The following is a 19,542-nucleotide window of genomic DNA, read 5'->3' as shown; positions in this document are numbered from 1 at the left end:
TTTATCTTTTCCGTCTCGTGAAACTACAAGCTTGTCGCAGCTTGCTTTATCGCCCGACGGATACTCATGTAAGTCGCACAGCGACACAAGTTACCACTCATCGCATCATCAATATCTTGATCACTCGGCGTTGGATTTGCCTCAAGAAGCGCCACAGCGGACATTATTTGACCAGATTGGCAATAGCCACACTGAGGCACATTCAAATCAACCCACGCATCGCGGATAGCTTTTGCAGCTTTCCCCTCTTTTCCTTCAATCGTCGTCACTTTCGCGCCATCCAGCGCATCGTGCGGAATTGAGCAAGAGCGCGTTGGTTGACCATCCAAGTGAACAGTGCACGCACCACATTGCGCCACACCACATCCAAATTTTGTGCCTGTCATTTTCAAATGATCACGCAACACCCACAATAAAGGTGTACCCGGAGCGGCATCTACAGTTTCGTCTTTACCATTAATGTTAATCGTAACAGCCATGTTTACAGCCTCCCCTATGCGTCTTCTGAAGTGTTAAGCGGTAGAGTGTAGTCATCCGCACCAATGATCGGCAGTGTTCTAAATCGCTGCCCAGTCGCCGCAAATATCGCATTCGCCAAAGCTGGTGCGGCAGGCGGTGTGCCTGGCTCACCAACACCCGCTGGCGGTGCATTCGACTCGATAATATCAACCTCAAACTCACGTGGCGCTTCATCCATCCGCAACACACGCCAGTCTGGGAAGTTAGCTTGCTCTACTGCGCCATCCTTCATAGAAATTCTGCCGTAAAGTGCGTTTGATAAACCGAATATGGTTCCACCTTCCATTTGCGCTTTTACGTGTATCGGATTGATAATCGTCCCCGCATCCACAGCAACCCAAACACCAGGAATTGAAAGGTTACCCTTTTCATCCACAGCCACCTCAACAACTGTCGCAACATATGTCAGGAAGGAGCGGTGCACAGCGATACCAAGGCCATGTCCCTTTGGAAGGTCACGTCCCCATTTCGCCATTTCTGCCGCACGTTTAGCAACATGTGTAAGACGGCCCGTTTCAAATGGATATTCAGCGGCATCCGCACCATAGTTTGGATAATTTGTATTTTCATCCGCGTTTGGGTCATCAATACGTGATGCCCCGATCAGCTCGATCAAAAAGTCTTTTTGGTCACGCCCTGCAGCGGCAGCCATTTCAGCCACAAAGCTCTGGTTCGCAAATACTTGGTGAATATTGGCAACGGAACGCAACCACCCAATCCTAGCATTTGCTTCTGCTTTTATGCCTTCAATCTGAAGATTTGGCACGTCGAACGCCACGTCTGTAGCACCCATTCCAACTTCAAAATTAGTCGGCGCATTTGAACCGGGATTGAAAATTGATGTAATCGTTGGGAAAGCAGCACGGTGCAAGTAAGATGTACACTTGCCATCTGCATTCAAACCACCTTCGAAACGATGCACACTTGTTGCGTGATAATATCCGTGTCGAATTTCATCTTCACGCGTCCACACCACTTTTACAGGTTTCCCAACTTCGCGTGCAATGATTGCTGCTTCAACCGCGAAGTCACATTTAGATTTGCGTCCAAATGCGCCACCCAACCAAGTCGCATGAACTTTGATTTTTTCAATATCCACACCCAATACATCAGAGATAGTTTTGCGTGTTGTCTGTGCATCTTGAACACATGCCCACACTTCAAGTGCATCCCCTGTCCATTCCGCGGTCGCACTTGGAGGCTCAATCGGCGAGTGAACCAGAAATGCAGTCTTATATTCAGCCGTTACTTTTGTATCAGCTTCTGCGTAGGCCTTATAAACATCGCCGCGTTTGCGATGGATATCACCTGCTGATTTCGTGCGCTCACTCAAAACATCTAGGAAGGCATCAGAGTCAAACCCTGCATTTGGTCCTGTATCCCACTCAACACTCAAAGCTTCACGGCCTTGGATTGCTGACCAAGTATCTTTGGCGATTACTGCAACACCACCTAAAGCCTTAAAGGCAACCGGCGCAGTCACTTCAGGCATCTGCACTGTCTGCAAAACACCCGGCACTTGAAGACTTTCGGCGTTATCAAAGGACTTCACCTTTCCCAAAACTTGGGGAGGGTGCGCAATTACAGCGTAGACCATGTCAGGGCGCTGCACATCCATACCAAATGTGCCTTCACCGTGAACAATTTTCTCAACTGTCAGGGAAGAAATCGCCTTACCGATCAAACGCCAGTTTTCACGATTTTTAAGTGTGATCTCTTCTTCTTTTGGCACTTGCAGGTTCGAAGCTGCTTCAGCCAGTTGACCATATGTAAGTGTTTTATTGCTTGGCTTGTGCGTCACTACACCTTGTTCAGCATGACAGTCGCCTACAGCAACCCCCCAATGGTTTGCAGCAGCTTGGGTCAACATTGCGCGCATCGCACCACCCGCAACTCTCAAGCGGTGGAAATTGTACCGAACAGAACGCGATCCATCCGTATTTTGGTCACCGTATTTAGGGTTTCCTAAAGCTTGAACAACTTCAACCTTATCCCATTCCGCTTCTAACTCTTCGACCACGATCTGGCTCATAGATGTCCAAGATTGTTGGCCCATCTCCGCACGGTGACAGGTCACTTTGACCGTGCCGTCTTTTTCAATTGAAATCCATAAGGATGGCGTTGCATCGCCGCCTTTTATATTTGTCAGTGGGCTGGGACCGGCTGGCGTTGGCGGCGTAGGGTCAATAACAACCTCTTCCTCTCCAGCTTTTGCACATCCTGCAAGAGAAACACCAATGACGAACACACTCGACGCAGCCACAAAGCTTCGACGACTTAAATTTACCGGACTCGCATCTTGGGCAGGTGAAGTCGTATTCACATCCGTTTTTTGAGCGGAATGACGCGCCCCTTTTATTAGATCAGATATGCTAGAATACATATTTTCTTCCCCTAAATTGCAAAATGCCCACTATCATTGAGCCTCAAAAATTCGGAACCGGTAATCTACAAACTCTATTGTTGAATCCATATATGCATTCATCATATCATAACAACACATGAACAGGCATAGTTCTCAAGTTTTTATAAGAAATTGTTATACAAGACGAATTTTGCTTAACTAAAACTAATGCAGATATATCTTTCTAACTCGACGAAAACTAGATACCGATACACACCTCCTGATATGTCTGGGGGGCGCTGCTAAAATCCCCAAAAGCACATGGAATGTTACATTTGTCACAAAATCCTTCACCATCGTCAACCGAGCATCCGTTGGATGTCATCACATCCGCGTTATCATTTATTTCAAAAGGCTCAAAAACAGCGCTTGTTTTTGTAACGGATATTCTAGGCGGTGCTGTGCGTGCACGCGGTGCAGTTATGGCAGTATCTGAAGATGGAGAGATTGCAGGCTACTTATCAGGTGGTTGCATTGATGCAGATGTAAAAATGCAAGCAATCTCTGCGATCAGAGAAGCGAAATTTAAAACACTGCGCTATGGTGAAGGTTCCCCTTTTTACGACCTAAAACTCCCTTGCGGCGGTGCAATTGAAGTTTCGATTTGCCCAAACCTTTCTCCTGCAGTGCTCTCATCTATCTCTCAGCAGTTACACAAGCGCAAACCTATTTCCATCAAGGTCAGCCCCCAAGGTCAAGTACTAATTGATACACCTCGTTTTTCAGATCCACCCCCAATACCCGAATGGAAAAACGGCTCTTTTCACGTCACTTATCTGCCCAAACTTCAGCTAAGAATTGCCGGACGCGGCACTGACCCAATAGCACTGGCACGCATAGCCAATGCGAGTGGCATCCCTGTCTCCTTATGGTCACCCGACACTGACACATTGGAAATAGCCAACTTAGAAAACATCCCGCAAAGCCTGCACTTAAAAACATCGGATACAACACCACAACACAATGATGATATTTGGACAGCTTTCGTCCTCATGTTCCACGACTCCCAATGGGAAACATCCCTCCTCAAAAATGCTTTGGCGGGAGATGCGTTTTATGTCGGTGCTGTTGGCAGCGCCAAGACGCACGCCAAACGTTGCATTTTATTGCAAGAGGCCGGAATCGAAAAAGATGAGATTGACCGCATACATGCCCCGATAGGATTGGTGCCCTCCCTACGCGATGCATCCATGTTAGCGATCTCCACTCTGGCTGAAATTATTGATGCTTTTCAAAAACGCCACACACCGTCATGACATTGGATGATGTGGATTTCGTTTTGCTCGCTAGCGGCCTATCTTCAAGATATGAAGATGGTGACAAACTTCTTGCGAAATTGTCTGGCAAACCAATTCTTGAATATTCTGCCCGTTTAGTTTCCCAAAATACGAAGTCTGCAAAGCTCGCAATACTAGGACCAGACCAGGCCGAACGCAGACATATAGCAGATGCACATCACTGGACCATCATAACCAACCCATCCCCACAACAGGGTCAAGGCAGCTCCCTTGCTGTGGCATGTCAGACACTAAGCGCGCGGCAAAACTTGCGCCCTTTTATAGTGTTACTAGCAGATATGCCATTCATCCCTAATCACCACCTTGAGGCACTCATCCTTGCTTTTAAAGATGACGTTGATGCTGTTTTTACTGAAGTTGAAGGCAAATTAATGCCGCCCGCATTATTCTCCCACCAACTCACCCACACATTCACCTCACTCACTGGAGATAAAGGTGCGAAATCAGCCCTAGGGAACGACCTAAACCTCAAAAAAGTCCAACTTGATGCCGCATTAGCATTTGATATTGATAGCGCCGCAGACTTAGAACACGCTCATCGCATTGTTTCTGGAATAAAATCTCAGCCCTAAACCATTTCCTGAAAACACAGACAATAAAAAAGCCGCCTCCCCGAAGGGAAGCGGCTCTTTCAGCTTACAATAAGCAAACCTTATGCAGGTTTGATGTTGTCTACAGCCATTTTTCCGCTGCGTTGGTCTTTTGCAGTGTCAAAAGAAACTTTTTGACCTTCTGAAAGACCGTTCATGCCAGCGCGCTCAAGAGCTGTTGCGTGTACGAAAACATCGTTTCCGCCATCGTCAGGTGCGATAAAGCCGAAGCCTTTAGTGTCGTTGTAGAATTTTACTGTTCCAGTGTTCATGAAACACTCCTGTATTTTTGTCTGTGGGCTCAAAACGTATGAACCCGGTAGTTCGAGTTTTTTTGGAGGTTTCTAAACTTACGACCAACTAACGCCGTTTATGCCTGATTGTCCGGCCAAAATTCGAGCCTAATTAATGAAGCTTGTGGAGAAAATAGCAAGAGCAATAACTAAAAAGATACGTATTAATTCAATTTAGTTGTCGTTTTACCTGCTAAAACCTCCATTTTACTATCAAGCACACCAAAAGGCATACCAAAAGTGCTACTGACTTTCGGGCAAACCTTGAACGAGCAGCACATCAAAATCAGCCCAACCGCCATCGATTCTTGCACGTTTCAGCTCTTCATATTCAGGACTATCCCAAAATTCCTTCGCAACTTCTATAGAGGGCCACTTACCAATTACGTAACTTTGTGGCGCATATTCACCTTCTAACACCTCAACACCGCCCCCCACTGCTATATAGCTCGCACCATATTTCTCGTATAAAGGTGGAAGCTTAGACACATAACCTGCTCCAAATGCGTCTCGGTCCGTTACATCTCCAAGAACGATCATATATGCAGGCGCGCTAGCTTCAGTTACCACTTGAGTGTCTACTGCCTGCTGTGACACCTCGACTGGTACGACTTCAGCATTCGGAGCAGTCTTGTTTTCAGTACCGCCAAGCACGCTCATTGCGCCCGCACCAATTAGAACACCTATAATTGTGGTTGCGACATATTTGATCATAGCTCAATCTTTCTTGAAATTATTTGCAGAATGCTCTTTCCAATTGATATATCATTTGAGAAAGTAGCAAAAAGCAAGAGACCAAATCAAATCGGAGATTATTTTGACCCACGACCTTTCCAAACCGACAATGGTCACTTCCAACAAGACCGCACGTGAAATATTTGAGGAAACCCGCTCAAACCCTGCACGCGCACGTTTTGGTTTTGGCTCAAAACTCGCCATTGTGAATGTAGACCCACAAAAATCCTACACACGCCCAGACCTCTACCCAAAAACAGCATATATCACTGATCCTAATCAGATGACCTACATCAATGATATTTCCAAAGCTGCACGTAACAAAGGTCTCCCTGTGATTTGGACACATGTTGCTTATATGGAAAACGCGGCAGACGCTGGCGTTTGGGGCACCCGTACAGATACCCCCGACAGTCTCCAAAACATCAAATACGGTTCTGAACGCCATTCATTTGATGACCGTGTAGAAATAGATGAAAAAGTAGATGCGGTTTACACAAAACGTATGCCGAGCGCCTTCTTTGAAACGCCGCTCCAAAGCTTTTTGACGTGGCACAAAGTTGATACTGTTGTTATCACAGGCGGTTCGACATCCGGTTGCATCCGCGCAACCGCAGTTGATGCCCTCAGTCATGGCTACCGTACAATTGTTCCAATCGAAACTACAGCTGATAAACACGAAAGCTTCCACTTCGCGAACCTCACTGACCTTCTCATAAAATATGCAGATGTCGTGAACGTATCCGAAGTATTCGATGCGATTGAAGGATATAAAGGCTAATGCACTCAGATCCCAATCTCTATGATTATTGGCCCTATCAAGGACGCCCCAAAATCAAATGGCCCGATGGTAAAAAGCTCGCCTTCTGGATAGCTCCAAACATTGAGTATTACGAATATATGCCGCCGACAAACCCTTTGCGTCAGCCTTGGCCGCGCAAAAATCCTGATGTCGTTGGGTATTCTCAACGCACATGGGGAAACACCGTTGGCCATTGGCGGTTAATGGATTTATTCGATAAATATAATTTGCGTGGCTCAATATCTCTTTCGATTGGTCTCATAGACCATCACCCTGAAATTATTGAAGCTGTCGCTGCGCGTAAGTGGGAATTTTTTTCACACGGGATATACAATACGCGCTTTAGTTACGAAATGAACGAAGCTCAAGAACGTGCAGTTCTTGAGGACTCTATTCGCACTGTTGAACAAGCCACAGGTGAGCGTATTCGTGGGTATTTAGCACCTGCATTAACGCACACAGAAAAAACGCTCGACCTCATAGCCGAATATGATTTCTGGTATACATGCGACCTATTCCAAGACGATCAGCCCCAGCCTTTAAAAACGAAAACAGGCAAACTGGTATCCATGCCATATTCACTCGAAGTGAATGATGTCATCACCTATTCTGTTCAAGGCTGGAGTCCAGAGCGCTACACAGAATTGCTGATAAATCACTTCAACCAGCTTTTAAAAGAAGGTGAAAAATCTGGAACGGTTATGTGTATTCCATTGCACGCATACCTTGTCAGCCAGCCACATCGCCTCGCGTGTTTTGAAGAGGCTCTAAAACACATCTGCTCTCACAAAGACGACGTCTGGTTCACAACAGGCGCTGAAATCGCAGAATATTTTCGTGAAAATTATTGGGACCAATCGCTCGAGGACATTAAATCTCGCGGCGTAATGACAGGAGGGACAGGCTTTGCCCCTACCAGATAGTTACCTAGAATATCCGCATCGCTCACATGGAATGGATCAGGACCGTTACGGTTGGGACCCAGCAGATCGTCGTGCTCCGATAACACTTAAATCGGGCATAAAAACACATGCGAACATACTTATTCCGCTAGAGTTTTTCCCGTTAGATCCTGCTGCCAAACCATTCAAACACCCAGGCGCAATGCAAACCCCTTATCCGGATTTGCGTCATTTCACGACACGTGATTACGGAAATCGTGTTGGTGTTTATCGTCTTTTAGAAGCACTTGCGGAAGCGAATGTAAAAGCCACTTTTGCCATCAACGCAGAGATCGCCAAACGCTATCCTCCATTGTTAACGGCAATAAAAGAAGCCGGACACGAAATAGCAGCACATGGTGTATCAACCTCTCACATTCACTATGAAGACCTCAGTGAAGATGAAGAACGCGCTTATATCAACACCGTGCGCGAGACTTTTCCCGATGCTGTTACTTGGATGTCTCCAGCTCGCAATGAAAGTACACGTACGTTGGACCTCATTAAAGAAGCAGGCTTTGACATTTGTTTGGATTGGGAAGCAGATACACGCCCGCTCATGATGCACACTCAACACGGCGATATTTGTGCACTACCAAATTACAATGAACTATCTGATTTCAAATTGCTTTTGGATAGAAGCCAATCAGAACGTGAATGGATCAAGCAAATCAAAGACGCTGCTGAATACCAAGTCTCTTTGTTTGAAAAAGAAGGTGCAAGTTCTTTTGCCTTCACTTTAACACCCTACATCCTTGGCCAACCGTTTCGCATTCACGCTGTATGTGAAATGCTAAAATCCCTTCAGAACATAGATGGCTTAGCATTCTCAACAGCCTCAGAAACCGCACTAGATTTTAGTGAAGGAACATCATAATGCGATATTCCGCTCTAGCACTTCAAACAGTGTGTGACGCCGTCAACCAAGATAAGTCTACTGAAGATGCGCATGCGCGTATGGACCGCGCAATTGTCCGTATCACGCAGCAAATCGGTGCAGGAAAAGGCTTTCTAAAAGGCTTTAACGGCTATGACCTCAAACTTGTTGTATTACCAGAATATTGGATGACGGGTTTTCCTTTGGGTGAAACACGGGAAGAATGGCAAGCTAAAGCTGCCATAGATATGGATGGTGAGTTTGCTGATAAACTTGCGGCAGTCGCTCAAAAATTGGGTATCTTTCTATGCTCGAACCACTACGAGACTGACCCCAACTTTCCTAATCTGTATTTTCAATCCAATATCGTTTACGGACCAAACGGGAACACACTTTTGCGCTATCGCCGCATGATTTCCCTCTACACGCCAAGCCCATATGATGTGTGGGATAAGTATCTGGATGTGTATGGCGAGGACGCAGTTTTCCCAGTCGCTGATACTGAAATTGGTGTTTTGGGAACAGTTGCAAGTGAAGAAATTCTCTACCCTGAAATTGCGCGCATGCACGCCTTTAAAGGTGCTGAGATTATTCTTCACTCAACATCTGAAGTTGGCGCACCAACGCTTACGCCTAAGCACATTTGCAAAAAAGCACGTGCAATTGAGAACATCTCCTATGTCGTCTCCGCAAACTCCGCCAGCATTATTGGGACACCAGTCCCCCCAGCATCCACCGACGCAATGTCTACAGTGCTAGATTGGTATGGCCGCACATTAGCAGAAACGGGAACTGGCGAAACACTAAACGCAAACGCTGTTTTGGATATAAATGCTTTACGCGAAACACGTCGCAAAACTGGTATGACCAACACACTCTCACGCCTACCAAACACAGCATTCGCCACCCAGTATGCACAGGCAAATCATGCGCCCGCCAACCGCACACCAGACGGGCAGATGATTGGGCGCATGGAGGCACTAGCCCAACAGCAGGCAGCCATCGACAGCCTCGCATCTCGCAATATATTGAAATAGAAAGAGACCCCATGACGACTTTTCCAGAAAGACCACCCTTCGTACCGAAGATGACACAAACCTGTTATTTAGTGACATGTACTGATGGTCCAAACAGTGCTGAACCTCGCGCCGAGCATTTAGCCGGCCACCTTCAACACGTGGAAGACAATTGGACACGTTATATCACAGCAGGCCCTGTCCGCGAGCCCGGTGGAGAAGCACTTGTTGGGTCTATATTCTTGGTGCTTGCTGATTCTCTTGAAGATGCCCAAACATTAATGAATGGAGACCCATACCTGACATGCGGAATGTATGAAACGGTAAAATACCAAGAGTTTTCCAATTCTATTGGCCAATATATTGGTGGAAAAATCTGGAAAGACCTTGATTCTATTAAACATCGTGCCGCTGGTGGCCCCACAGATGACATCACGAAAGGTGTCAGCAAGTAACCTTGCACGTAAGAATTGAACAATAATAGATTGCGCAATTTGTCGCATTCTGTTTGGACATGTTGGATTTTCAGATTACAAGAGTCAAAAGCCACGACTCTTCAGGAAATCCAACCATGCCCGATCAAGTACCGCTAGTTATATCTCCTTCTGAAATTGACGAGAAATCTAGCACGCCACTATATCAGCAACTTTATGATATTCTTCGCGCCAAAATCATGGATGGCACGCTCGGGCTGAATACAAAACTTCCTGCAGAACAAGATATTACGAAAATGCTGGGCATTTCTCGTATAACTGTAAAACGCTCTATGAACGAACTCGCCGTCGCCGGCCTCGTACGCCGCCAGCGCGGAAATGGCACAGTCGTTATCTATGATGCATCTGCACCAACCATCCGTGGTAGTTTTGAAACCATGATTGATGGTTTGACCCGTATGGGCCTTGAAACTACCGTACAACTTCTTGATTGCACAATGAGCAGTGCAAGTCCTGCCATCGCTGAATCCCTAGAGCTGGAAAAAGGGGCAAGTGTTCAACGGATTGTCCGTCTACGTAAGTTAAATGACGAGCCCTTCTCCTACCTTGTCACATACATTCCTGACGACGTTGCTGACGCCTACGATGATAGCGAACTGACCAATCAATCATTGATCCGCCTACTTGAGCGCGCGGGGCATGCACCGATCAGTGCAGAACAAACCATATCCGCGTCAGCTGCGGAGCCAGCCGTTGCTGCAGTCTTAGGTGTTGCTGCAGGATCGCCACTATTGCGTATCCACCGCGTTATGCGTGATGCAAAAGGTCGCCCCGTGCAAAACATTACCGCGAGCTACCGCGCAGATAAGTTTGAATATCACATGCGCTTAAACCGCAGCGATGCGCACCAAGTTGAGTGGCAAACAGAAAAATAGCAACTAGGTCTCGCCATTCCATTCTTCAAATGATATACCTTTTAAAGAATGGAGATTCCAAATTGCCTATTGAAGCCCTTTTTACTCTGTTACACGTCTTGGTATTCGTCTACTGGTTAGGTGGAGATCTCGGCGCGTTTTACACGAGTCGCTTTTTAATAAAGCCAGACATAAGCCGTGAACAACGTCTTCTCGCCCTAAAGGTCGTGAATGATGTGGACATGGCACCGCGCTCTGCAATTATCCTAGCGCTGCCTACAGGCCTAATCGTCGCGCAAGCAAAAGGGTGGTTAGCAATTTCACCTCTCCTGCTTACTGCGGTTATCTTGGTAAGCTTGGCATGGCTAATTCTTGCGTGGAAACTTCACCTAGACCACGGTAAATCCCCCAAACTGTTTAAAAACCTCGATATGGTCCTCAGACATGGTGCCCTGCTTGGTTTAATCGTTTTTGCAATTGCCGGTTTTATGGCGAAGCTCGATATTCCCATGTTCTTGAGCATCAAAATGCTCATTCTAGCTGGATGTATCAGTCTAGGCCTCTTCATTCGTAAAGTTCTCATCCCCCTCGGCCCCGCCATTGGAAAACTTATACAATCCAACTCTGAAAATGCTCAGAATCAAATTGCAGATACCCTTAATCGCGCTCGCCCTCTTGTTGTCGGAATTTGGACTCTACTCCTAGCCGCAGCATTGATGGGTCTTTGGATGCCGACGTCTTTTTAGGAAACAAACTATGACAAATGAAACCTCCCAAACCACTGAGATGTCCGCAGCACTGCGTGAAGTATTTTCCAAAGCTGGCTGTGTAGATAACGCAAACACCATCGCTCTCATGAGCCAAGATATATGGTCAAAAGGTGAAAATGCAGCCTTTATCGCCACTCCAGAGAATGTCGAACAACTCACGCAAATTGTGAAACTCGCCCATGAGAACGGTGTTGCTCTAAACCCGCGCGGCGGTGGAATGTCCTACACAAATGGGTATACGCCAGACCGAAAAAATGTTGGATTGCTTGATCTATCCCGCCTCAACAAAATCATCGAGATCAACGCCAACGATATGTATATCAGCGTTCAAGCTGGTGTCACTTGGGTCCAAATAGACGAAGCACTAAAACCTCTAGGTCTTAGAACACCTTTCTGGGGACCATTATCAGGTCTATCATCTACTATTGGTGGTGGACTGTCACAAAACAACGCGTTCTTTGGGGCTGGAACATATGGCCCATCAACAGAAAGTGTTACCTCCGTTACTGTTGTATTAGCGGATGGGACAGTTGTAAAAACAGGTAGTGCCGGCACAAATGGCGGCTCCCCTTTCTGGCGTCATTACGGGCCAGACCTCACAGGTTTATTCCTTGGTGACGCGGGTGCTTTAGGATTTAAGGCTGAAGCCACATTCCGTCTAATCCCTCGCCCAGAGTTTGAGGATTGGGCAAGTTTTGAATTTAAAACACAACAAGATAGCGCACGCGCAACAGCGGAAGTTGCCCGCCAAAACATTGCAAGTGAAGTTTTTGGTTTCGATCCAAACCTCACAAAGATTCGCCTAAAACGTGCCTCTCTTCTTGCCGATGTAAAAACACTTGGAAATGTAATCAAGGGCCAAGGGTCTCTGCTTAAAGGATTGAAGGAAGGTGCAAAAATCGCACTTGCCGGACGTGACTTCGTAGAAGCTAACACATGGTCACTTCACTTTGTTGTAGAAGGCAGATCACAAGCTGGCGTAAAAGAAGATATGAAACGCCTTCGTGACATTGTGGCAAAACACAATGCTGAAGAAACAGAAAATTCTATTCCTAAAATCATCCGCTCCAACCCATTCGCACCCCTAAACACTATTCTGGGGCCAGAGGGTGAAAGATGGGTCCCTGTACACGGCATAGTTCCAATGTCAAAGGCCGAGACAGTATGGGATGAGATTCAAGCGATGTTCGCTTCCAGAAAAGACGTTTTCGAGAAACACAAAATCGAAACAGGATATCTCACAACGACTTTGTCAACGAATGGCTTTTTGATCGAGCCCGTTTTCATTTGGCCTGAAGAAATATTTGCAATCCATGAAGCAACAATCGAACAAAGTGTCTTGAAAAAAACCAAACGTCACGCTCCTAATCCAGAAGTAACAGCGCTTGTGGCCGATGCCCGTAAGGAAGTCGTCGCAATCTTCCAGAAACATGGTGCCGCGCACTTCCAGATTGGGCGCACATACCCCTACAGTCAAAACCGTATCGCGGACTCTCAAGCAATGCTTGAAAAAATCAAAGCTGCCATTGATCCAAATGGCACTGTGAACCCAGGCTCTCTTGGATTAGGCTAAATCATGTCCCGTACACTCAATGTTAGAAACCCACGCAATGGCGAACTCGATTACACAATCGAGGCCGCTAATGAAGCTGCAATTCAATCAAAAGCTATCAAACTTCGTGATGCACAAAAAACATGGAGACAATTTAGCTTAGAGGATCGCGCCAGTAAGCTAAAAGACTTTGCTCGCCTAGTCGGACAACACAAAGACGAAATTTCTGCGGCGTTAGAAATAGATACTGGGCGCCGCAAAATCGCTGCCTTGGAAGTCGATACTCTGGTGGGCACCATTATGGGGTGGACAGCTCAGACAGACGGCCTCATCCCAACAGGGTGGACACAAGGTCGCTCCAACCCTGCGATCCAACACGCACCACAATTAATTCCGTATGCACTCGTAGGCGTCATTTCTCCTTGGAATTTCCCGCTTGTACTGTCGATGATTGATACAGTTCCCGCACTTTTAGCTGGCTGCTCTGTGATGATCAAACCATCAGAAGTCACGCCCCGCTTTGCAGATGTCATGAGTTCAGTTATCGCCCAAAGCCCTCTAGCTGACATTTTATGTTTTGTTCAAGGTGATGGCCAAACAGGTGCTGCGCTCATCGAAAATGTCGATGCTATTTGTTTTACAGGTTCTGTAGCCACTGGACGTAAAGTTGCGATTGCAGCAGCCACGAACATGATCCCAGCATTCCTAGAATTGGGAGGCAAGGACCCTCTCATCGTGCTCGAAGATTCAAATCTCGAGCACGCAACAGATGCAGCTTTACGTGGTTCAACATTAGCGACGGGCCAAGCATGCCAGTCAATTGAACGCGTATATGTTCAAAATAGTATTCTTGAAGAGTTCACAACGCTTCTGGCAACGAAAGCGAACGCAGCAAAACTAAACTGGCCTGAGATTTCTTCTGGTCATATTGGGCCAATTATTTTCGACAAACAAGCAGCCATACTTACATCTCACATTGAAGATGCCGTTGCGAAAGGTGCTAAAGTTCTTTCTGGCGGTAAGGTCGAAAATCATGGCGGCGGCTTATGGCTGAATCCAACTGTTTTGACCAATGTAAACCACTCAATGAAAGTCATGGTAGATGAAACCTTTGGCCCGATTATTCCAGTCATGGGATTTGATACCAAAGAAGAAGCCGTCAGCATGGCAAATGATAGCGAGTATGGACTTTCGGCAGCTGTGTTTGCTGGAAACCTTAAAGATGCAACCGCACTAGGAATGCAAATTGAGGCAGGCGCTATCAGCATCAATGATGCTGCTTTAACATCACTCTTCCACGAAGCCGAAAAGCATAGCTTTAAGCTCTCTGGGATGGGTGGGTCCCGCATGGGCCCTGTAGGCTTTCAACGTTTCTTGAGACGCAAGGCACTTATAGCTAACACTGGTGCACCGGCACCACTCAGCGTATTTTCTGAGGACTAATTTTGACACAAGATATCCGATTAGACCTTGTTGGCTCCTATGCCGAAATCGTCTTGAACAAACCCGAAAAACGCAATGCCCTGTCTGTTAAAATGTGGCAGGCTATCCCTGATCTCATTGCTCAAGCTGAAGCCAATGAAGATGTAAAAGTCATTATTATTCATGGCGGTGACGCTGGTACTTTTGCGGCAGGTGCTGACATTTCTGAATTTGAAGAAATCTATAGCACCGCTAAAACAGCTAAAGCAGCCGCCGAGGGAATTGATGCCGCTCTAACTGCAATTGAAAACTGCTCTAAACCCACAATCGCCTCTATTGATGGAGCATGTATAGGCGGCGGTGTGAGTGTCGCAATGTCGACAGATATTCGCGTTGCATCTTCAAAATCAAAATTTGGAGTAACACCGGGTAAACTTGGCATGGTTTATCCTGTAGGTGATACGCGCCGCCTATTACAAGCCATTGGCGCAGGCGCTACCAAAGATATCCTATTCACGGGTCGCATTTTTCTAGCGCCAGAAGCTAAATCAATGGGATTGATTGATCACCTCACAACCGAAACGCCTGCAATTGAAAAGGCACGAGAACTCGCGGCTCAGATCGGTCAAATCTCTCAATGGTCCACGCGCGCAACTAAGAAAATGATCTCCGGCATTCTGGATAAAGGTTGGACGCCTACTTCACCAGAAGCAAAGGAATTATTCCTGCAAGGCTTCGCAAATGAAGACTTTGAAGACGGCTTCAAAGCATTCCTTGAAAAGCGTCCCCCAAACTTCACGTTCAAATAGTCAAAACAAAAAGGCTCCCAATTGGGAGCCTTTTTTCTAAGTATTTACTTTAAATAGATGGCGCTGGTGGCTGGCCAAACAATCGCTCTAATGCAGATGCAGCACTTAAAGTACGAGCATCAGCCCCTTCTGGCCCCATCACCTGACAAGATAATGGCAATCCATTTTCAGATACGCCCGTATAGACAGCACTTGCAGGCAAAGCAGCAAAGTCAGCCCATGCTGTAAAGTCAGCCTGATTAGCAGGCACGTCAGCATCAAATGAGAAAGCATTTTGCGGCGCTGTCGGTGCGATCACAAAATCAAACCGCTCAAACACCGCTTTAGCTGCGTCACGAACTGCCTTCACATGCGCATAAGCGTCTTTCAACTCTTGTGCAGGGCGTGCAACGCCCCATGCCATGAGCTTTCTGAATAGAGGTGAAAACCCATCTGGATTTTCAGCCAATTTTTCCGCATGCACTTCAGCGGCTTCACATTCAGAAATCAACAAGCCTGCACGACGAGATTTACCATACAAATACTCGGGAGGTGTCACGCTTTCTAATGATGCGCCCGCAGACTTTAACTTTGCAACAACATTTGCAAAACCCGCTTCAACATCCCCATCTAGTGCAACATCGCCTGCGCCATCCCAAATGCCGATACGCAGATCCGACAGATCAACCTTCTGGGTCACCACAGCCTGATCACTTAATACTGCTAAAACCGCAGCTAGTTCATCTACGCTGCGCGCATGTGGCCCCACATGATCAAGCGTATAAGACAATGCAATCACACCATCATCAGGCACTAAGTGCGTGGTAGGCTTATGCCCCTGCACACCACAATAAGCAGACGGAATACGCACACTTCCCATTGTGTCAGATCCAAGCGCCACATCACACAATGTCGCAGAAACTGCACTTCCAGATCCCCCGGATGATCCACCAGGCGTATAACCATGTTTCCAAGGGTTTTGCGTGCGCCCAAAAGCTTCATTATCCGTCGTTGCGCCCAAAGCCCCCTCATGCATATTCACAATGCCGAGTATCACCGCACCTGCCGCCCTTAAACGCGCAACAGCCACAGCATCTTCTGGTGCAATCACATCTTTGTACGCAGCAATTCCAGCGTGGTGAGGCATCCCCTTTACAGCAATATTCGCCTTCACACCGATACACCAACCGTCGATTGGTGATAATGCACGTCCATTGTCATGGCGCTGTTGAGATGCTTCAGCGTCCGCCTCTGCTTCTTCAAATCGCAAACTCACAAATGCGTTCAATTGCGGGTTAAGCGACTGGATACGATCGCGATAATATTGAAAGCGCTCAATGGGGGTCATTAAAAACGCTCGTCAATCAAACGGATAGGCTTTTGACGCACTTCAGTTTGCGTCAATGCAGCAAGATCACCCGGCCCAGAAAGCTCAATACCACAATCAATACCAATTTTCTGTTTCAAGAAGGCTTTATACTTCGCCACTTCTGTTTCACCGCGTGGACCATTCACTTCAGCACACACAATAAACTCATCACGGCCAGAACTGTCACGTTCAGCTTTACAGATGAACTCACCGGCGAAATTGTCCATTTCTTCGAGTAATGGACCCATCGCTTGTGGGAAGATATTGATACCGCGAATTTTCACCATATTGTCTGAACGTCCAAGGAAACCTTCAATACGCTTGAAGTTAATTCCCAATGCAGATGAATCTGTACGCACGCGTGTCACATCATGCGTGTTGAAACGAATGATTGGATAAATGTCATCCTTGTAGAGACAAGTACAAACCATGTCTCCATCCTGACCATCCGCCACTGGCTTACCATCATCAATACCACAAACTTCTAAGTATTGAGCATCTTCCATAACGTAGAGACCATTGCGGTCTGGGCCTTCACCAGCAATACATCCAGTATCGCCCACACCATACCAGTCAAAACACTCAACACCGCCCCAAGAATCAGACAAACCTTGTTTATCTTCACGGCCAAGATGTCCAGACACCATGCGGATGTTCAAATCTTTTACAGGATCAATGCCCTGCTCGACCGCAACACGTGCAAGCTTTTTGATATAATCAGCAAAACCAACAATCACAGTCGCACCAAAATCGCGCATCAACTCAACTTGCTTGATAGAGCGGGTCTCAACACCCGTACCCGCAGACATAAAAATAGCGCTTGTCCAGTGAATCACAGACTCACGCACATAGTGGCCACCATTAATCATGCCGTGCCCATAAACAGAATGTACCACATCATCAGGGCGCAGGCCTTGGAAACGATATAAACGTCCAAGTAGCAAGTTTTGCGCTTCACGGCTTTTCGCACCAAATAGCAATACTTGGGGTGTACCTGTTGTTCCCGACGTCGTGTGCATAATGACAGGCGGACGTCCGTCAGGATAAGTATTGAACCCAGAAAAATCACCCAATGGCGGTGCAAGCGCGATAGAGTCCATAATGTCTTTTTTATCAAACATTGGCAGAGAAGATAAAGTATCGAGTCCCTTTATATCTCCCGTTTCAATACCTGCATTTCCCCAAAGTCTTTGGTAAAATGGAATTTGCCATGCACGCGCGACACAACGCGCAAACAGTTTTTCCTGATGCGCGCGAATTTCATCCTTACTTTTCTTTGCGAAAGTGATGAAATCATCCCCAATCGGGTGCTCCTTCTGCATCTGGTTCCAGTCAGCAGAATCAAAGTAATTTTTATGTGTATCAGCCATTTAGGTCTCCTGTCCGGTTGCTAGACGGGAAAGGTGGGCGCAATCGTCCAGCGTTTCCAAATTGTCAGTAAGTTTAATAAGAGTATCTTCAGTTTGCGTGTTGTTTTGTCCCCAGCCAAAAGCGCAGCAGGAACGAAATTTTGCGATATGTTCTTCACGAGACATCGGTGATGCGGGGGAACCAAATAGCGCATCAATTGAAGCTTCTACGGTTTTGCCATCTTTCAAAACGGCAATTGCCGTTTGTGGGGCAAAAGCCGACGGACTAGGATGCCCGTCATTCTCCACAACAATCCGCTGCCCTAATGCATGTATTTTTTCATCTTGAAGCGATGTATCGGTAAAATCTTCTAACGTCACATTTCCTGTCATCAGTGCGACAGCTCCAGAATATTGGAAACACAATCGCGCATAATTGCTGGTCATGTCTTCAACTAAGGGACGCCCCACAAGACGTTCAATAATAGGCGGGGCGCGCAATGTCAGAGTCTCAAGATTGTCGATCGTAACGCCTTGAACTTTTAGCATTTGAACCAATACTATGCCGCCTTGCGCCGCACGTCCGGTCGGGAATGGCTTATGGCTAACTTCTGCGATCCGCCACACTTTACCAAGTGATTGAATAACTGGCTCTAAATCATATTCATCTTCAAACAGCGCAAAATATCCATATGGACCTTCAAGACTATCGTGTGGGCCTTCCATACCAAGCTCAGCAAGATCACACGCCATCACAGCGCCCCGTGCTCCATTACCAATTTGCACTGGTAAAGCCGGCTTACCTTCAACATGAGACTGCATCGTGCCTGAACAGAATGCGAGTGCATACCCAAGTGCGTTCTTGGTCTTCTCAGCATCAAACCCACGCAAACGCGAAATGCCTAAAGTCGCACCAAATATACCAGCATTTGCTGGCCTAAAGAATTTCAAAGGCGAGGAAACAGACACACCAATTCCCGCTGCAAAGTCCACAGCAACGGCCATTGCAACGGCTAGTTCTTTCCCATCAACCGATTTGAATTGACTATCTATCTCAGCCATTAGAGCGGATAATATTGTAGCTAAAGGATGGACTACCGCTGGCTCATGTACACAGTCATACTCCTGACAGTGAATTTGAAAGCCATTGATAAAAGCTGCATTGGCTGCGCTGGTCTTAACGCTATGACGTCCCCAGACATTCGAACGTCCGCCATCTGCCCACCGCGATGCAGAGTCTCTGATCGTTTTCGCGAGAGGTGCATTGGCACCCGCAATACCCACACCAATTGTGTCTAACAAAAAAGTTTTCACAGCAAGGACCGCTTGAGGTGGCATATCCTCAAACCGAACTGTCAAACCATGTTCGACTATCGCATCTATAAATTTCGTCATGCCAATGCTTCCTGCGACAGTTTTTCTGTCAGTTTAAATAAGAAAGAGGTATATTTAATTTGTCCGGACATATT

At 46.7% G+C, this 19,542-nt stretch carries 19 protein-coding genes; 12 read left to right on the top strand and 7 right to left on the bottom strand.

Annotated features, from left to right (window positions below):
• Nucleotides 1-23: 23 nt before the first annotated feature.
• Entirely contained in the window at nt 24-479 is a 456-nt protein-coding gene (locus ACFQS8_RS01735) for a (2Fe-2S)-binding protein (protein ID WP_382165123.1), read from the bottom strand.
• A 14-nt stretch (nt 480-493) separates the two neighbouring features.
• Nucleotides 494-2,902 carry a xanthine dehydrogenase family protein molybdopterin-binding subunit gene (locus tag ACFQS8_RS01730; protein WP_382165121.1) on the bottom strand — a complete coding sequence of 803 codons (2,409 nt, stop codon included), beginning with the start codon at nt 2,900-2,902 and terminating at the stop codon, nt 494-496.
• Between the two features lie 287 nt (nt 2,903-3,189).
• Between ACFQS8_RS01730 and ACFQS8_RS01725 the strand changes: the two genes are divergently transcribed.
• Nucleotides 3,190-4,179, top strand: coding sequence for an XdhC family protein (locus ACFQS8_RS01725; protein WP_382165120.1), 990 nt, complete (start codon nt 3,190-3,192; stop codon nt 4,177-4,179).
• Nucleotides 4,176-4,793, top strand: coding sequence for a nucleotidyltransferase family protein (locus tag ACFQS8_RS01720; RefSeq protein ID WP_382165118.1), 618 nt, complete (start codon nt 4,176-4,178; stop codon nt 4,791-4,793). The genes ACFQS8_RS01725 and ACFQS8_RS01720 overlap by 4 nt, the downstream gene beginning before the upstream one ends.
• An 80-nt stretch (nt 4,794-4,873) precedes the next feature.
• On the opposite strand, the gene ACFQS8_RS01715 is transcribed toward ACFQS8_RS01720, so the two are convergent.
• Together ACFQS8_RS01715 and ACFQS8_RS01710 are read right to left on the bottom strand one after the other, a co-directional pair.
• The gene (locus tag ACFQS8_RS01715) at nt 4,874-5,083 is read right to left on the bottom strand and encodes a cold-shock protein (protein ID WP_382165116.1); all 210 of its coding nucleotides are present in this window, start codon (nt 5,081-5,083) and stop codon (nt 4,874-4,876) included.
• A gap of 264 nt (nt 5,084-5,347) precedes the next feature.
• Nucleotides 5,348-5,818 carry a DUF1330 domain-containing protein gene (locus ACFQS8_RS01710; RefSeq protein ID WP_382165114.1) on the bottom strand — a complete coding sequence of 157 codons (471 nt, stop codon included), beginning with the start codon at nt 5,816-5,818 and terminating at the stop codon, nt 5,348-5,350.
• Nucleotides 5,819-5,948: 130 nt separating this feature from the next.
• Between ACFQS8_RS01710 and ACFQS8_RS01705 the strand changes: the two genes are divergently transcribed.
• The 10 genes from ACFQS8_RS01705 (at nt 5,949) to ACFQS8_RS01660 (ending at nt 15,376) form a co-directional block, all read left to right on the top strand.
• Nucleotides 5,949-6,620, top strand: coding sequence for an isochorismatase family protein (locus ACFQS8_RS01705; RefSeq protein WP_382166568.1), 672 nt, complete (start codon nt 5,949-5,951; stop codon nt 6,618-6,620).
• Complete coding sequence (locus ACFQS8_RS01700) at nt 6,620-7,564, top strand: polysaccharide deacetylase family protein (RefSeq protein WP_382165113.1); 945 nt, start codon at nt 6,620-6,622, stop codon at nt 7,562-7,564. The genes ACFQS8_RS01705 and ACFQS8_RS01700 overlap by 1 nt, the downstream gene beginning before the upstream one ends.
• Nucleotides 7,548-8,459: a polysaccharide deacetylase family protein gene (locus ACFQS8_RS01695; protein WP_382165111.1), complete on the top strand. Its 912-nt coding sequence runs from the start codon at nt 7,548-7,550 to the stop codon at nt 8,457-8,459. The genes ACFQS8_RS01700 and ACFQS8_RS01695 overlap by 17 nt, the downstream gene beginning before the upstream one ends.
• Entirely contained in the window at nt 8,459-9,496 is a 1,038-nt protein-coding gene (locus ACFQS8_RS01690) for a nitrilase-related carbon-nitrogen hydrolase (RefSeq protein WP_382165109.1), read from the top strand. The genes ACFQS8_RS01695 and ACFQS8_RS01690 overlap by 1 nt, the downstream gene beginning before the upstream one ends.
• A gap of 11 nt (nt 9,497-9,507) precedes the next feature.
• A complete protein-coding gene (locus ACFQS8_RS01685) occupies nt 9,508-9,930 on the top strand; it encodes a YciI family protein (RefSeq protein ID WP_382165107.1) in 423 nt (140 codons plus the stop codon).
• Nucleotides 9,931-10,046: 116 nt separating this feature from the next.
• Nucleotides 10,047-10,844: a GntR family transcriptional regulator gene (locus tag ACFQS8_RS01680; RefSeq protein WP_382165106.1), complete on the top strand. Its 798-nt coding sequence runs from the start codon at nt 10,047-10,049 to the stop codon at nt 10,842-10,844.
• Between the two features lie 62 nt (nt 10,845-10,906).
• The gene (locus tag ACFQS8_RS01675) at nt 10,907-11,569 is read left to right on the top strand and encodes a hypothetical protein (RefSeq protein WP_382165104.1); all 663 of its coding nucleotides are present in this window, start codon (nt 10,907-10,909) and stop codon (nt 11,567-11,569) included.
• Between the two features lie 10 nt (nt 11,570-11,579).
• A complete protein-coding gene (locus tag ACFQS8_RS01670) occupies nt 11,580-13,166 on the top strand; it encodes an FAD-binding oxidoreductase (RefSeq protein ID WP_382165103.1) in 1,587 nt (528 codons plus the stop codon).
• A gap of 3 nt (nt 13,167-13,169) precedes the next feature.
• Entirely contained in the window at nt 13,170-14,588 is a 1,419-nt protein-coding gene (locus ACFQS8_RS01665) for an aldehyde dehydrogenase family protein (RefSeq protein WP_382165101.1), read from the top strand.
• A gap of 2 nt (nt 14,589-14,590) precedes the next feature.
• Complete coding sequence (locus tag ACFQS8_RS01660; protein ID WP_382165099.1) at nt 14,591-15,376, top strand: enoyl-CoA hydratase/isomerase family protein; 786 nt, start codon at nt 14,591-14,593, stop codon at nt 15,374-15,376.
• A 49-nt stretch (nt 15,377-15,425) separates the two neighbouring features.
• Here ACFQS8_RS01660 and ACFQS8_RS01655 read toward each other — a convergent pair whose 3' ends face one another.
• From ACFQS8_RS01655 to ACFQS8_RS01645, 3 genes are read right to left on the bottom strand one after another with little or no spacing between them, the layout of a single operon-like run.
• Entirely contained in the window at nt 15,426-16,703 is a 1,278-nt protein-coding gene (locus ACFQS8_RS01655) for an amidase (RefSeq protein ID WP_382165097.1), read from the bottom strand.
• Nucleotides 16,703-18,094: a phenylacetate--CoA ligase family protein gene (locus ACFQS8_RS01650; RefSeq protein WP_382165095.1), complete on the bottom strand. Its 1,392-nt coding sequence runs from the start codon at nt 18,092-18,094 to the stop codon at nt 16,703-16,705. Before ACFQS8_RS01650 ends, ACFQS8_RS01655 begins: the two co-directional genes overlap by 1 nt.
• On the bottom strand, nt 18,095-19,468 hold the full coding sequence (locus ACFQS8_RS01645; RefSeq protein WP_382165093.1) for an MmgE/PrpD family protein: 1,374 nt from the start codon (nt 19,466-19,468) through the stop codon (nt 18,095-18,097).
• Between the last annotated feature and the right edge of the window lie 74 nt (nt 19,469-19,542).

It is taken from the genome of Hirschia litorea, from assembly GCF_042665075.1.
Lineage (GTDB): Bacteria > Pseudomonadota > Alphaproteobacteria > Caulobacterales > Hyphomonadaceae > Hirschia > Hirschia litorea.
The sequence above is the reverse complement of the archived record's forward strand: the minus strand, read 5'-3'. Positions and strand labels throughout refer to the sequence as shown.